Here is a 12,240-nt window from a genome sequence, read left to right on the forward strand (position 1 = left end):
GCGAGCGCGCCCGCGCCCGCTGCTAGGGTCGTGCGCAGTGACACGGGGTGCCCGCCAGGGCTGAGAGAAGACCCGTTGAACCTGATCTAGTTCGTACTAGCGAAGGGATGTCGCGAATGAGCATTCGCACGCCTGTCCACCCGACCCTCCCCGCCGACACGGCGCCCGACCCGGCGTCCGTGGGTCGCGATCTCGCCGAGCTCCGCGCCGCCGGGCCCCTGGTGCAGTGCATCACGAACGCGGTCGTCACCGGCTTCACCGCCAACAGCCTCCTGGCCCTCGGCGCCAGCCCGGCGATGTGCGACCTGCCCGGCGAGGCGGGCGTCTTCGCGGGCCTCGCCTCCGCGGTGCTCGTCAACCTCGGCACGCCCGGAGCGGAGCAGCGCGAGGGTGCTCGCGAGGCGGTCGCCGCGGCCGGACGCGCCGGCACCCCGTGGGTGCTCGATCCGGTCGCCGTGGGCCCGCTGCCCGTCCGCACCGCTCTGGCGGTGGAGCTGCTCGAGGCGCGGCCCGCGATCATCCGCGGCAACGCCTCCGAGATCCTCGCCCTCGCGGGAGCCGGTGCGGGCGGCCGCGGCGTGGACGCCGTCGACACCGCCGAGCAGGCGCTCGACTCCGCCCGCGTCCTCGCCCGCCGCACCGGCGGCGTGGTCGCCGTCTCGGGAGCGGTCGACCTCGTCACCGACGGCGAGCGGATCGTACGGGTCACGGGGGGCCACCCGCTGCTGACCCGCGTGACCGGCGGCGGCTGCGCGCTCGGCGCCGTGATGGCGGCGTTCCTCGGCGCGGGCGCCCGCCCGCTCGACGCGGCCGTCAGCGCTTCCGCGGTCTGGGGCCTCGCCGCCGAGCGGGCCGCCGCCGCGAGCAGCGGTCCCGGGTCCTTCGCCGTCGGCCTCCTCGACGCCCTCGCTGCCCTCCAGCCGGCCGACGCCGAGGCCGGGGCGCGGATCGCATGAGCCTCGACCTCTCGCTCTACCTCGTCACGGACACCGCCCAGTGCGGCCCGCGCGGCGTGCCCGCGGTGGTCGCCGCCGCCGTCCGGGGCGGAGTCACGACCGTGCAGATCCGCGATCACGACGCCCCCGCCGCCGAGCTCGTCGCCCTGACCCGGGCCGTCGCCGCCGTCCTCGACGAGCGCACGACCCTGCTGGTCGACGACCGCGTCGACGTCGCCCTCGCCGCCCGCCTCGCGGGCGCCCGCGTCCACGGCGTCCACCTCGGGCAGTCCGACCTCCCCGTCACCGCCGCCCGCTCGCTGCTCGGACCCGACGCGGTGATCGGGCTCACCGCGAACACCCCCGAGCACCTCGCCGCCGTCCGCGCCCTGCCCGCGGGGACGGTCGACTACCTCGGCGTCGGCGTCATCCGGCCCACGGCGACCAAGCCCGACCACCCCGCTCCCCTCGGTGTCGACGGGTTCGCCGCCCTCGCCGCGGCCACGGCGCTGCCCTGCGTCGCCATCGGCGGAGTCGGAGCCGCGGACGCGGGGCCACTCCGCCTCGCCGGTGCGGCCGGCCTCGCGGTCGTGTCGGCGCTCTGCACGGCCGCCGACCCCGCGGCGGCCGCCCGCCTGATCCGAGCGGAGTGGGACCGGTGACCGCCGGCGCCCGCGTCCCCCGTGTCCTCAGCATCGCCGGCACCGATCCGACCGGCGGTGCAGGCGTCCAGGCCGACCTCAAGTCGATCGGCGCGCTCGGCGGCTACGGCATGGCGGTCGTCACCGCGCTCGTCTCCCAGAACACGCACGGGGTCCGCTCCGTGCACCTGCCGCCCGCCGCGTTCCTCCGCGAGCAGCTCGACGCGGTGAGCGACGACGTCACGATCGACGCGGTGAAGATCGGGATGCTCGCCACGGCCGAGTACGCCGGAGTCGTCGCCGAGTGGCTCGATGAGGTCCGCCCGCCCGTCGTGGTCGTGGATCCGGTGATGGTCGCGACCAGCGGTCACCGGCTGCTCGCTCCCGAGGCGGAGAACGCCGTGCGCGACCTGCTCCGCCGCGCCGACCTGGTGACGCCGAACCTCCCCGAGCTGGGCGTGCTGGCCGGAGAGCCGACCGCCTCCGACTGGCCGGCCGCGCTCGCGCAGGGGGCGATGCTCGCCCGCTCCCTCGACGCCGCCGTGCTGGTGAAGGGCGGCCACCTCGACGGCCCCGCCACCCCGGACGCGATCGTCACCCCCGACGGCCTCGTACGCGAGGTCCCCGGCGAGCGCGTCGCCACCTCGAACACGCACGGCACCGGGTGCTCGCTCTCGTCCGCGATGGCGACGCTCCTGGCCGGGCGCGACGCCTCCTCCGACGCCCTGGTCGAGGCGCTGACGGAGGCCAAGGAGTGGCTGACCGGCGCCCTGCGCGCCGCCGACGCTCTCGAGGTCGGCTCCGGCAACGGCCCGATCGACCACTTCCACCGGCAACGTCCTCCGGCGTTCTGCGCGGACGTCTGGGAGCGGACGCGGACCCTCCGCGACGAGATCGACGCGCTCCCGTTCGTGCGGGCCCTCGGCGACGGCTCCCTCGGGCGGGAGGACTTCGAGTGGTACCTCGAGCAGGACGCTCTCTACCTCACCGAGTACGCCCGCGTCCTGGCCGTGGCGGCGCAACGCGCACCGACCACCGCCGAGCAGGTCTTCTGGGCCGAGGGCTCGGCGTCCGCCCTCGCGGCGGAGGCGCAGCTGCACCGCGACCGGCTCGGGACCAGGGACGCGGCTCCCGCGCCCGTGACCCGCGGCTACACCGACCACCTGCTCGCGGTCGCCGCGCGGGGCGGCTACGGCGAGATCGTCGCCGCCCTGCTCCCCTGCTTCTGGCTCTACGCCGACGTCGGGTCGCGCCTCGCCGCCTCCGGGCACCCCGAGCACCCCTACGCGGACTGGCTGCTCACGTACGGCGACCCGGTCTTCGCGACGGCCACCGAGCGGGCGATCGAGTTCACGGAGCAGGCCGCCCGCGACGCCTCACCGAGGCAGCGCGCCGCGATGAGGGACGCGTTCCTGCGGTCGAGTTCGTTCGAGAAGGACTTCTTCGCCGCACCGCTCGCCCGGACCGGCTGAGCTCTCAGCCGGCCCGGTCGGGTGCGCTCAGCCGATCGCCTCGCGCAGGACGTGCATGAGGGCGTCCAGCTGCACCGTGTCGGCCGAGGCCGTCTCGGCGTCCGCGCCGTCGAGCGCCCGGGCGGCGAGACCGGCCTTGGCGTCGATGAGCTCGGCGATCTTCGCGTCGATCGTGTGCGCCGCGATGATCCTCCACGCCGTCACCGGCTCCTCCTGGCCGATGCGGTGCACGCGGTCGATCGCCTGCGTCTGCTCGGCCGAGGTCCACGACAGCTCGGCGAGCACCACGTTGGAGGACGCCTGCAGGTTCACGCCGACTCCCGCCGCGGTGAGCGAGCACACGGCGACAGAGACGTCCGGGTCCTCGTTGAAGGCGTCGATCTGCGTCTGGCGGAACGCCGCGGTCTGGTCGCCGCGGATGGAGACGGACGTCAGCTCGCGCTTCTCGAACGTGTCCTCCGCCTGGTCCATCACGTCGATGTGCTTCGCGAAGAAGACGACCTTGCCCACCGAGCGGGCCAGCTGCGAGGCGTAGTCGGCGGCCAGCGCCGCCTTGGCCTGGCCGATCCGGCGCACCATGGTGAAGACGTTCTCGCCGGTCTTGGCCGACTTCGACTCCTCGAGCTCGCTCTGCGCCACGATGCGGATGAACCGCTCGCGCTCGTCGTCGTCGAGCTCGTGCGTGATCGAGGAGGTGACCGCCCTGAAGCGCTGCAGCATGCGGGCGCCGAGCTCGCGCTCGGCCTTCTGGATGGAGCGGCCGAGGTCGTCGTCCAGCTCGACGGGCAGGTCGACGATCCGCTTCGACGGCAGGTCGGCGGCGACGTCGATCTTCTTGCGCCGGACGATGCCGAGGTCGATCACGGCCTCGCGCGCCTCCGGGTAGAAGCCCGTGTCGGCGGGGGTGAGGCCCGTCTCCTCGAGGCGGCCCATCAGCTCCGGCCCCGGCTTGGTCTCGTCGATCCAGCCGAGGAAGCGCCAGATGGCGCGGAAGTCGTCGACGTCGTTGATCAGCGGGGTGCCGGTCAGCGCGATCATCAGCGGATCGTGCCCCGGAGTGGTCTCGCGGATCCTCGACGCCAGCGCGAGCACGCTCTGCGAGCGCTGCGAGCGGAGGTTCTTGATGAAGTGCGCCTCGTCGACGACCATGCCGCGGAAGCCCAGGCTCCCGAGCCAGCCGATGTGCCGGTCGAGGATGTCGTAGTTGACGATGACCACGTCGGCGAAAGCGTCGAGCGTGCCGCCGTCTCCGTGGATGACCGTGGCGCGCCGCTGCGGGGTCCAGTGCTCGACCTCGCGCGCCCAGTTCATCTTGACCACATTCGGCACCACCGCGAGCAGCGGGTACGCCCCGACCACCGAGGCGGCGAGGAGGCTCTGCGCGGTCTTGCCCAGACCCGGCTCGTCGGCGAGCAGGAAGCTGCGGTGCCCCTCGCGGGCGCTCTCGATGAAGCGCGCCTGGTGCGGCATCAGCTCGCGGCCGCGCGGCGAGACCCGGTCGAGCTTCGGCGGCTCCGGGAGCTCCATGCTCGCGGCCCGTCCGCCCGCTCCGTACTCGAACGCCTTGAAGAGCGGCCCGAGCAGCTCCCAGTCGTCGAGCCTGCGGCGCGGCGCCGGAGCCGAGGCCTCGGCGATCGAGAAGTCCGGCGGGAGGAAGGGGTTCGCCAGCTGGCGGGCGCGCACCGACTGCGGCACGACCTGGTTGACCGGCACCTCGGGCTTGGGCTCCGGCTCGGTCACGATGAGCAGCTCGTCGGGGCTGAGCTCCGCGCCCGCCTCGAGCAGCCAGTCGCGGCGGAGCTTCTGCGCGGCCGCCGTGACGCCGGCCTCCGATTCGAGCAGCGCGATCAGGCTGGTGTCGCGGGCGGCCGTCTTGGCCAGGATCGTGGCGATGCCGTCGAGGCGCTTCATCTCCTCGGCGCGCTGCGCGTCGCTGAGCGAGGGATCGACCTTGACCCGCTTGCGCTCCTCGCGCATCAGGAGGGCGATCACCAGGAACTTCGTCCGGTTGGTCGGCCCGACCTTGCCGGTCTGGGCCTTCGCCTCCACCTCGCGGACGCGGCGGGCGAGGATCGGGATGATCCCCGCGTTGTCCACGCCGCGCGAGCGCGATCGGGGTCGGCTCCCGGCGGCGTTCGACGCTCGTCGCGTCTGACCGGACTGACGCTGGCCGCTGCGAGCCATGCTCCTCCTCGATGTGTGACGGGGGGCGGAGGAGGGGTTCCCGCGCGCTGCCGTCGCCGTGCATCCGCCGGATCGCCTCCGGGGAGGCGTCGGGCGTCGGTGCATCCGGTGGCCGTCGGGAGCTCCGAGCAACGGGTCTGGGACCCGGTCGCAGCATCCCCGGCGTGCGGGTGCGGCGCCAGTCTACTCCTCGGGGCGGTCCGGTCGGCGCTCCGCCGCGCGGACGGTCGCGCTCGTCGTCATTCCGGGGTCGGGACGCGGATCACGAGACCCGCCGCCACGAAGACGCCGACCGCGGCGAGGCTCAGCGAGAACCAGATCGCGTCCGGGAACGCGAACGGCAGCACCGGGTTCCACAGCACGAGCACGGGGACGAGCCCGATCAGCCAGAGGAGTGCGCGCGCCTGGATCGCGAACCAGCCGATGACCGCCGCGAGGATCGCGACCGGGTAGCGGATGAAGTCGTAGGCGTCGGAGCCGACGAGGGCGAGCCCGGCCAGCAGCACGATCGCGCCGAGGATCCCGGGCGCGAGCGCCATGCGGGCGCGGTCGCGCGAGGGGTAGCGGGCGGCGGTCGCGCGGGACGGCTTGCGGGTGCTCACCCCTCGATCGTAGGCGCGCATACCCCGCCCGGGTACCGCCTGCGGCGCGTAGGCTGGAGGAGTGATCGAGGACCTCAAGAAGCGCTCGCTGCACCGTGCCCGGATCCTGGGCGGCCAGATGCGCGGCCTCGAGCGGATGATCGAGAACGAGGACTACTGCGTCGACATCGTCACGCAGTCCCTCGCGATCCAGAAGTCGCTCGGCTCGCTCAACAAGCTCATCGTCGAGAACCACCTCCGCACGCACATCACCGCGATGTTCGAGGAGGGCGGAGACGCCCGCGAGGCGGCCATCGCCGAGCTCGTGAAGATCTTCGAGCTCTCCAACAACCGCTCGTGACCGCCGGCCTCGTCGCCGCGGCGCGGGTGCGCCCGCTGCTGCTCGACGGGGGCCTGGGCACGGAGCTGGAGGCGCAGGGCGCCGCGGTGGACTCCTCGCTCTGGAGCGCCCGGGTCCTGCTGGAGGAGCCCGGCCGGGTCGTCGCCGCGCACCGCGCCTTCGCCGAGGCGGGCGCCCGGGTCGCGGTGACCGCGAGCTACCAGGTGTCCGCGAGCGGATTCGCAGCCGCGGGGCTGGCCCCGGGCCTCGTCGAGCGCGCCCTCCGGGAGAGCGTCAACCTGGCCCGGCGCGCGCAGAGAGGCTGGGTCGCCGCCTCCGTCGGCCCTTTCGGTGCGAGCCTCGGCGACGGCTCCGAGTACCGCGGCGACGACGGCCTCACCGTCGGCGAGCTCGCCGCCTGGCACCGCCCGCGCCTGGAGACCCTGGCCGCGGCCGGGCCCGACCTGCTCGCCGTCGAGACCATCCCGTCGGTGCGGGAGGTGCGGGCCGTCGTGGAGGCCCTCGCGGGCTCCTCGGTCCCCGCCTGGATCTGCGTGAGCGGCCGTTCGGGCCGCACCGCGTCCGGCGAGCCCCTGGCCGAGGCGCTCGCCGTCGCCGCCGCCTCCGAGGAGGTCGTCGGCGTGGGAGTGAACTGCTGCCCGCCCGGCGACGTCGCCGAGGCGGTCCGCATCGCCCGCTCCGTCACCGGCAAGCTGGCCGTCGTGTACCCGAACAGCGGTGAGGAGTGGGACGCCGTCGAGCGTCGCTGGGCAGGCGACGCGGCCTTCGACCCCGCGCTGGTCGCCTCCTGGCGCGCGGCGGGAGCGGATCTGATCGGCGGCTGCTGCCGCGTGGGACCTGCGGCGATCGCTGCCCTCGGACGAAGCCTGGAGGAGGAGTCGTGACCACCCTGAGAGCCGTGCGCGGCGACCTCACCCGCGAGCACGTCGACGCGATCGTGAACGCGGCGAACTCGTCGCTCCTCGGCGGCGGCGGCGTCGACGGCGCGATCCACCGCGCGGGCGGACCGGAGATCCTCGCCGAGTGCCGCCGGCTCCGCGGGACCGAGCTGCCGGACGGTCTGCCCGCCGGCTCCGCGGTCGCCACGACCGCCGGCCGCCTCCCCGCCCGCTGGGTCGTGCACACCGTCGGTCCCGTCCACTCGCGGTCGGAGGACCGCAGCGCCGTCCTCGCCTCGGCCTACCGCGAGTCGGTGCGCACCGCCGTCGGTCTCGGTGCGCGGACGCTCGCCTTCCCGGCCGTCTCGGCGGGCGTCTACGGCTGGCCGATGGACGACGCGGCGCGCATCGCGGTAGAGACGGTCCGCGAGGCGACCGCGGACGGCGCACTCGACGAGGTCCGGTTCGTCCTCTTCTCCGCGGACGCCCTCGCGGCCTTCGAGGCCGCCCTGGCCACGGAATGACGGAAGGGGAGCCGACCCTGCGATCGACTCCCCCTCCACGGTGCTGCGCTAGGCCGTCTTCGGCCGCGCGAACTCGTCGTAGGGCAGCGTGATCGGGCGGGTCCGCGGAGGCATCCGCACGACCGCCTCGAGCGCCGGGCCCAGTGCCTCGCGCCACGCGCGGTAGCCGTCCTCGTTGAGGTGCAGGCCGTCCGGTGAGTACTGCTCGAGCAGCCCGCCGTCCTCGCCCGCGAGCACCGGCCACAGGTCGAGGTAGCCCGCGTGCGCCGTGGGCGCGAACTGCCACAGGTGGCGGTTGATCTCGCGGATCTGCGGCGCGAACTCGTGTCCGCGCGGCAGGACCGAGGTCACCAGGATGCGCACGTCCGGGAGGTCGCGCCGGAACGTCGCGACGATCGTCTCGATGTTGCGCACGACGTGCTCCGTCGTGCGGTGCCAGGCGAGGTCGTTGGTGCCGATCAGCAGCACCACCGTGTCCGGCTCCTGCGCGACCAGCTCGGCGAGCCGCGCGACGACGTCCGCCGTGGTGGCCCCTCCGACTCCCTCGTCGACGACCGTCGACTCCGTCAGCCACTCGCCCCAGGCTCCCGACTGGATGATGCTGTCCCCGATGAAGAGGACCTTCCCCAGCTGGAGTCCGCGCCCCGCGTCCGTACTCGACCGTTCGCTCATCGTGCTCCTCTCGTCGGCGTCCCGGGCGGCCTCGCCGCCGCCGGACCCCTCCATTGTCACCGCTGCACCCGGCGCCCGCCAGGGGAGCGCTCGTCGTCGGAGTCCGGCAGGTCGGCCGCGGTGGCCGTGATGCGGTTGGCCATGCCGTTGAAGATGATGCCGTGGAAGGGCAGGATCGCGAACCAGTAGAGCCTGCCCGCGAGGCCCTGCGGGAAGAACACCGCGCGCTGCGTGTAGACCGAGCCGCCGTCTCCGGAGGGCTCGGCGCGCATCTCGAGCCAGGCCCCGCCGGGCACCTTCATCTCGGCGCGCAGGCGCAGGAGCTTCGGCCGCTCGATCTCCTCGACGCGCCAGAAGTCGAGGGCGTCGCCGGCGTGCAGGCGCGCGGAGTCGCGGCGCCCGCGCTGCAGGCCCACTCCCCCGACGAGGCGGTCCATCCAGCCGCGGATCACCCACGCGAGCGGGAAGGAGTACCAGCCGTTGGTGCCGCCGATGCCCTCGATGACGCGCCAGAGCTTGGCCGGGTCGGCCTGGGTGCGGCGCTCCTTGAGGTCCACGTAGACCGTGTGGCCGGCCCACTCCGGGTCGCTCGGCAGCGGATCGCTGGGAGCGCCGACGACCTCCGCGTTCTGCCAGCTCGTCTCGATCTCGCCCGCCTGCATCTTTCCCAGCGCGAGCCGGACGGCGCGGCGGTAGGAGGTCAGCCCGCCCTCGGGGTCGGGGATGAGCGCGCGGATGTCCTGCTCGTGCACGACGCAGTCGTACTGCAGCGAGGCGATGATGGGCACCGCGAGCGAGCGCGGGATCGGCGTGACCAGGTTGACCCACTGCGAGGCCAGCCACGGGGTGAACACCGGCAGGGACGCGATCGGCCGCTGCGGGAGCCCGGCCTCGACCGCGTAGCCGTTCATCATCTGGCCGTAGCGGAGCACGTCGGGCCCGCCGATGTCGAAGGTGCGGTTGAGCGTGGCGTCCTCGAGCGACGCGGAGCCGATCAGGTAGTGCAGCACGTCGCGCACGGCGATCGGCTGGATGAAGTTGCGCACCCACTGCGGCGCGGGCATGTACGGCAGCACGTCGGTGAGGTGGCGCACCATCTCGAACGAGGTCGACCCGGAGCCGATGATCACGCCCGCCTGCAGGGCGATCGTCGGCACTCCCGACTCCATCAGGATCCGGCCCACCTCAGCGCGCGAGCGGAGGTGCTTCGAGAGCTCCTGGCCCTCGGGGTGCAGGCCGCCGAGGTAGACGATGCGGCCGACGCCGGCCGACTCCGCGGCCGTGGCGACGTTGTGCGCGGCGCGGCTCTCGACCTCCTCGAAGTGGGCGTGGTCGTTGCCCGAGCCCATCGAGTGGACGAGGTAGTAGAGGACGTCGACGCCCTCGACCGCGGCCTCCAGCGACTCCGGATCGCCGAGATCGCCCTGAGCGACCTCGACCTCCTCCGCCCACGGCACGTCGACCAGCTTGCGCGGGTCGCGCACCAGGACACGCACCCGGAAGCCCGCCTCGAGGAGGCGCGGCGTCAGCCGGCCGCCGATGTAGCCGGTCGCGCCGGTGACGAGCGCGAGGGGGCGCACCGAGTCGGAGGGGGTTTCGCTCATGCGGCCACGGTACGCCGATGGCCCCGGGACCTCTCCCGCTGGTGCGGGCCCGCGGCCCCTGCTAGGCGGCGCCCGGCATCCCGCTCAGTCGATGCCGAGGACCTCGCGGACCTGCACCACGTCGTGGTTCATCTGGCGGATGAGGGGCTCGACGCCCTCGTAGGCGACCTGGCCGCGGATCCGGCCGACGAACGCCACGTCGACCACGCGGTCGTAGAGGTCGAGGGTGTCGAGCGTCTGATCGAGCACGTACGCCTCGACCTGCTTGGGCGGCACTCCGACGAAGGTCGGGTTGCTGCCGACCGAGATCGCGGCGGGATGCGTGACGCCGTCGGTGGTGAGCCGGCCCGCGTAGACGCCGTCGGCCGGGATCAGGCCCTGCGACTGCGGCGAGAGGTTCGCGGTCGGGAAGCCCAGCTCGCGGCCGCGCTTCGCTCCGTGCACGACCACGCCGCGGACGACGGGCTCGTGCCCGAGCAGGCGCGTCGCGTGCTCCACATCGCCCTCGGCCAGCAGCTCGCGGATCCAGGTGGAGGAGACGCGGCGGCCGTCCTCGGGCCGCACGTCGTCGATCAGCTCCACCTCGAATCCGTGCTGCCCGCCGAGCACGTGCAGCAGGTCGACGTCGCCCGCTCCCCGGGCGCCGAAGCGGAAGTCGGAGCCGACGAGGACCACACGGGCCTCGAGCGCCTCCACCAGCACCTGCTCGACGAACTGCTCGGGTGAGAGCGCCCGGAACGCCTCGTCGAAGGTGAGCAGCAGCGTCGCGTCCACGCCGGTCCCCGCGAGGAGCTCGAGCTTCTGCTCGTTGCCGACCAGGACGGGCGGGCACTTCTCCGGCGCGATCACGCTGAGCGGATTGCGGTCGAAGGTGACGACGACGGCGGCGAGCCCCTGCTCGCGGGCCCGCTCGTGCAGCCGGCCGATGACGGCCCGGTGCCCGGAGTGGACGCCGTCGAACTTGCCGATCGTGACGGCGGAGGGTCCGATCCCGGCCAGGTCGCCGGGGCGGGTCTCGACGCGCATCAGGCGGCCGCCCGGGGCGTGCGCCGCCCCTGCACGCGGAGCCACCAGAGGCCGAGCACGGGCAGGACGAGCGGGATGAGCAGGTAGCCGGCGCCGAAGGCCGCCCACACCGTCGACTGGCGCCCGAACGGGTCGGCGCTCGCGAGCCCGAGGAGCTGCGGAGCGAGGAGGCTGAGCGCGCCGACCACGAGCACGCCCACCAGCTCGAAGGTGATCGTCACCCACGCGACGCGCTGCCAGGCGCGGCCCGGGACGATCAGGGCGACCGTCGCGACGATGTACACGACGGCCGAGAGCGCCGAGAGCGAGAACGCCAGCGGCGCCTCGTCGAACCGGTCGATGATCTGGAAGACGGAGCGCCCCGTCGCGGCGAGCGCGAGGATCCCGTAGACCACGACCAGGAGGCTGCCGATCCCGCGCGAGCGGGCGGAACGGGTCGGCTCGCCGCTCCCGGGGGCCGAGGGGACTGAGGGGTCGTGAGCGGCCCGTCCGGACGCATCGCTGGCTGGTTTCGACATCGCACGTCCATGCTAGGCGCTCGCCGGGCCGGGCCCGGTGGCGGGCCCGATCAGGCGCTCTGGAAGAACCAGATCTGGTGCATCCGGTAGACCATGACCGCGATCGAGAGGCAGGCGACGCCCAGGATCACGGTGCTCCAGCGGCTCCGCTCGATGAGCGCCCAGAACCCGGCCGCGAGCGGCAGGAGCAGCGCCGAGATCAGGTAGATGTAGTACTCCGGCAGGCTCCCCGACGGGCGGTTGCCGACCAGCGGCGACACGATCGCGACCGCCAGCTGGACGATCAGCAGCAGCTCGACGATCGCCGTCGCGCCGACCGAGACGTCCGAGGGACGGCGGGCGAGCAGCCCGAGCACGAGGCAGAGCAGGCCGGCCGCGACGGCGATCCCCACCTGGAGGATCGTGAACCACTCGATCACGAGGCGGCCGTCCGCAGGTCCTCGGTCGGGAAGTTGACGACGCTCTTGAGCTGGGTGCCGCGCCGCTCGGCGAGGCCGATCAGCCGCTCCCCCGGGCCGACCGCGGCGAGGAGGCCCTTCGCGCCCGCCACCGCCTCCGGGGCCGGGATGCGCTTGCCGTTCGCGAGATCGCCCGCCTCCTGGGCGTCGAGGCGCAGCAGGGGGAACAGCTCGCCCGCCACCAGCGTCGGCGGCAGGAGCGCGGCGGGGACGTCGAGCTCGTCGATCTCGCCGGCCTGCGCCACGGAGAAGGGGCCGACCGCGGTGCGCCGCAGCGCGGTCAGGTGGCCGCCGACTCCGAGGGACGCGCCCAGGTCGCGGGCGAGCGCGCGGATGTAGGTGCCGGAGGAGCAGGTGACGCGCACGTCCAGGTCGAGGAACCCCTC

Annotated in this window: 13 protein-coding genes, 1 pseudogene and 1 riboswitch; of the genes and pseudogenes, 6 read left to right on the forward strand and 8 right to left on the reverse strand. The window is 73.9% G+C overall.

Features of this window, described 5'->3' with window-relative positions:
- The first annotated feature begins 33 nt into the window (after nucleotides 1–33).
- Nucleotides 34–125: riboswitch (TPP riboswitch) on the forward strand.
- The 3 genes from thiM to thiD all read left to right on the forward strand — a co-directional run bounded on the left by thiM (nucleotide 117) and on the right by thiD (nucleotide 3,048).
- Complete coding sequence (thiM, locus tag C5C74_RS03525) at nucleotides 117–956, forward strand: hydroxyethylthiazole kinase (RefSeq protein WP_104246561.1); 840 nt, start codon at nucleotides 117–119, stop codon at nucleotides 954–956. It overlaps the preceding riboswitch by 9 nt.
- The gene (thiE, locus tag C5C74_RS03530; RefSeq protein WP_104255108.1) at nucleotides 953–1,597 is read left to right on the forward strand and encodes a thiamine phosphate synthase; all 645 of its coding nucleotides are present in this window, start codon (nucleotides 953–955) and stop codon (nucleotides 1,595–1,597) included. The genes thiM and thiE overlap by 4 nt, the downstream gene beginning before the upstream one ends.
- On the forward strand, nucleotides 1,594–3,048 hold the full coding sequence (thiD, locus tag C5C74_RS03535) for a bifunctional hydroxymethylpyrimidine kinase/phosphomethylpyrimidine kinase (protein ID WP_104350993.1): 1,455 nt from the start codon (nucleotides 1,594–1,596) through the stop codon (nucleotides 3,046–3,048). Before thiE ends, thiD begins: the two co-directional genes overlap by 4 nt.
- 27 nt (nucleotides 3,049–3,075) lie before the next feature.
- Here thiD and C5C74_RS03540 read toward each other — a convergent pair whose 3' ends face one another.
- Both C5C74_RS03540 and C5C74_RS03545 read right to left on the reverse strand, forming a co-directional pair.
- Entirely contained in the window at nucleotides 3,076–5,232 is a 2,157-nt protein-coding gene (locus tag C5C74_RS03540; protein WP_104225603.1) for a DEAD/DEAH box helicase, read from the reverse strand.
- A gap of 239 nt (nucleotides 5,233–5,471) precedes the next feature.
- Complete coding sequence (locus C5C74_RS03545) at nucleotides 5,472–5,834, reverse strand: DUF6804 family protein (RefSeq protein WP_258059290.1); 363 nt, start codon at nucleotides 5,832–5,834, stop codon at nucleotides 5,472–5,474.
- Between the two features lie 61 nt (nucleotides 5,835–5,895).
- On the opposite strand from C5C74_RS03545, the gene C5C74_RS03550 reads away from it, so the two are divergent.
- Genes C5C74_RS03550 through C5C74_RS03560 form a run of 3 tightly spaced genes read left to right on the forward strand, consistent with a single transcriptional unit; the run spans nucleotide 5,896 to nucleotide 7,576 of the window.
- Nucleotides 5,896–6,174, forward strand: a complete 279-nt coding sequence (locus C5C74_RS03550; RefSeq protein WP_104223062.1) for a metal-sensitive transcriptional regulator — start codon at nucleotides 5,896–5,898, stop codon at nucleotides 6,172–6,174.
- Entirely contained in the window at nucleotides 6,171–7,058 is an 888-nt protein-coding gene (gene mmuM / locus C5C74_RS03555) for a homocysteine S-methyltransferase (RefSeq protein WP_104350994.1), read from the forward strand. Before C5C74_RS03550 ends, mmuM begins: the two co-directional genes overlap by 4 nt.
- Nucleotides 7,055–7,576: an O-acetyl-ADP-ribose deacetylase gene (locus C5C74_RS03560; RefSeq protein ID WP_104350995.1), complete on the forward strand. Its 522-nt coding sequence runs from the start codon at nucleotides 7,055–7,057 to the stop codon at nucleotides 7,574–7,576. Before mmuM ends, C5C74_RS03560 begins: the two co-directional genes overlap by 4 nt.
- A 48-nt stretch (nucleotides 7,577–7,624) precedes the next feature.
- Here the strand turns inward: C5C74_RS03560 and C5C74_RS03565 are convergent, their stop codons facing one another.
- The 6 genes and pseudogenes from C5C74_RS03565 to C5C74_RS03590 form a co-directional block, all read right to left on the reverse strand.
- A complete protein-coding gene (locus C5C74_RS03565) occupies nucleotides 7,625–8,248 on the reverse strand; it encodes a GDSL-type esterase/lipase family protein (protein WP_104268531.1) in 624 nt (207 codons plus the stop codon).
- Between the two features lie 56 nt (nucleotides 8,249–8,304).
- The gene (locus tag C5C74_RS03570) at nucleotides 8,305–9,852 is read right to left on the reverse strand and encodes an SDR family oxidoreductase (RefSeq protein ID WP_104350996.1); all 1,548 of its coding nucleotides are present in this window, start codon (nucleotides 9,850–9,852) and stop codon (nucleotides 8,305–8,307) included.
- Nucleotides 9,853–9,936: 84 nt separating this feature from the next.
- The gene (locus tag C5C74_RS03575) at nucleotides 9,937–10,878 is read right to left on the reverse strand and encodes a bifunctional riboflavin kinase/FAD synthetase (protein ID WP_104351000.1); all 942 of its coding nucleotides are present in this window, start codon (nucleotides 10,876–10,878) and stop codon (nucleotides 9,937–9,939) included.
- The gene (locus tag C5C74_RS03580) at nucleotides 10,878–11,396 is read right to left on the reverse strand and encodes a hypothetical protein (protein ID WP_258064086.1); all 519 of its coding nucleotides are present in this window, start codon (nucleotides 11,394–11,396) and stop codon (nucleotides 10,878–10,880) included. Before C5C74_RS03580 ends, C5C74_RS03575 begins: the two co-directional genes overlap by 1 nt.
- 50 nt (nucleotides 11,397–11,446) lie before the next feature.
- Nucleotides 11,447–11,815 (reverse strand): hypothetical protein, encoded by a 369-nt coding sequence (locus C5C74_RS03585; RefSeq protein WP_104223058.1) that lies wholly within the window; start codon nucleotides 11,813–11,815, stop codon nucleotides 11,447–11,449.
- A pseudogene (locus C5C74_RS03590) lies at nucleotides 11,812–12,240 on the reverse strand (tRNA pseudouridine(55) synthase TruB); the annotation flags it as partial. The gene C5C74_RS03585 and the pseudogene C5C74_RS03590, both read right to left, overlap by 4 nt.

The organism is Rathayibacter sp. AY1E8 (assembly GCF_002931415.1).
Classification (GTDB): domain Bacteria; phylum Actinomycetota; class Actinomycetes; order Actinomycetales; family Microbacteriaceae; genus Rathayibacter.

Bases quoted from the DNA above. Each gene is read 5' to 3' on its own strand.
- thiM (WP_104246561.1), top strand. From the start codon at position 117: ATGAGCATTCGCACGCCTGTCCACCCGACCCTCCCCGCCGACACGGCG.
- thiE (WP_104255108.1), top strand. From the start codon at position 953: ATGAGCCTCGACCTCTCGCTCTACCTCGTCACGGACACCGCCCAGTGC.
- C5C74_RS03540 (WP_104225603.1), bottom strand. From the start codon at position 5,232: ATGGCTCGCAGCGGCCAGCGTCAGTCCGGTCAGACGCGACGAGCGTCG.
- C5C74_RS03565 (WP_104268531.1), bottom strand. From the start codon at position 8,248: ATGAGCGAACGGTCGAGTACGGACGCGGGGCGCGGACTCCAGCTGGGG.
- C5C74_RS03570 (WP_104350996.1), bottom strand. From the start codon at position 9,852: ATGAGCGAAACCCCCTCCGACTCGGTGCGCCCCCTCGCGCTCGTCACC.
- C5C74_RS03575 (WP_104351000.1), bottom strand. From the start codon at position 10,878: ATGCGCGTCGAGACCCGCCCCGGCGACCTGGCCGGGATCGGACCCTCC.
- C5C74_RS03580 (WP_258064086.1), bottom strand. From the start codon at position 11,396: ATGTCGAAACCAGCCAGCGATGCGTCCGGACGGGCCGCTCACGACCCC.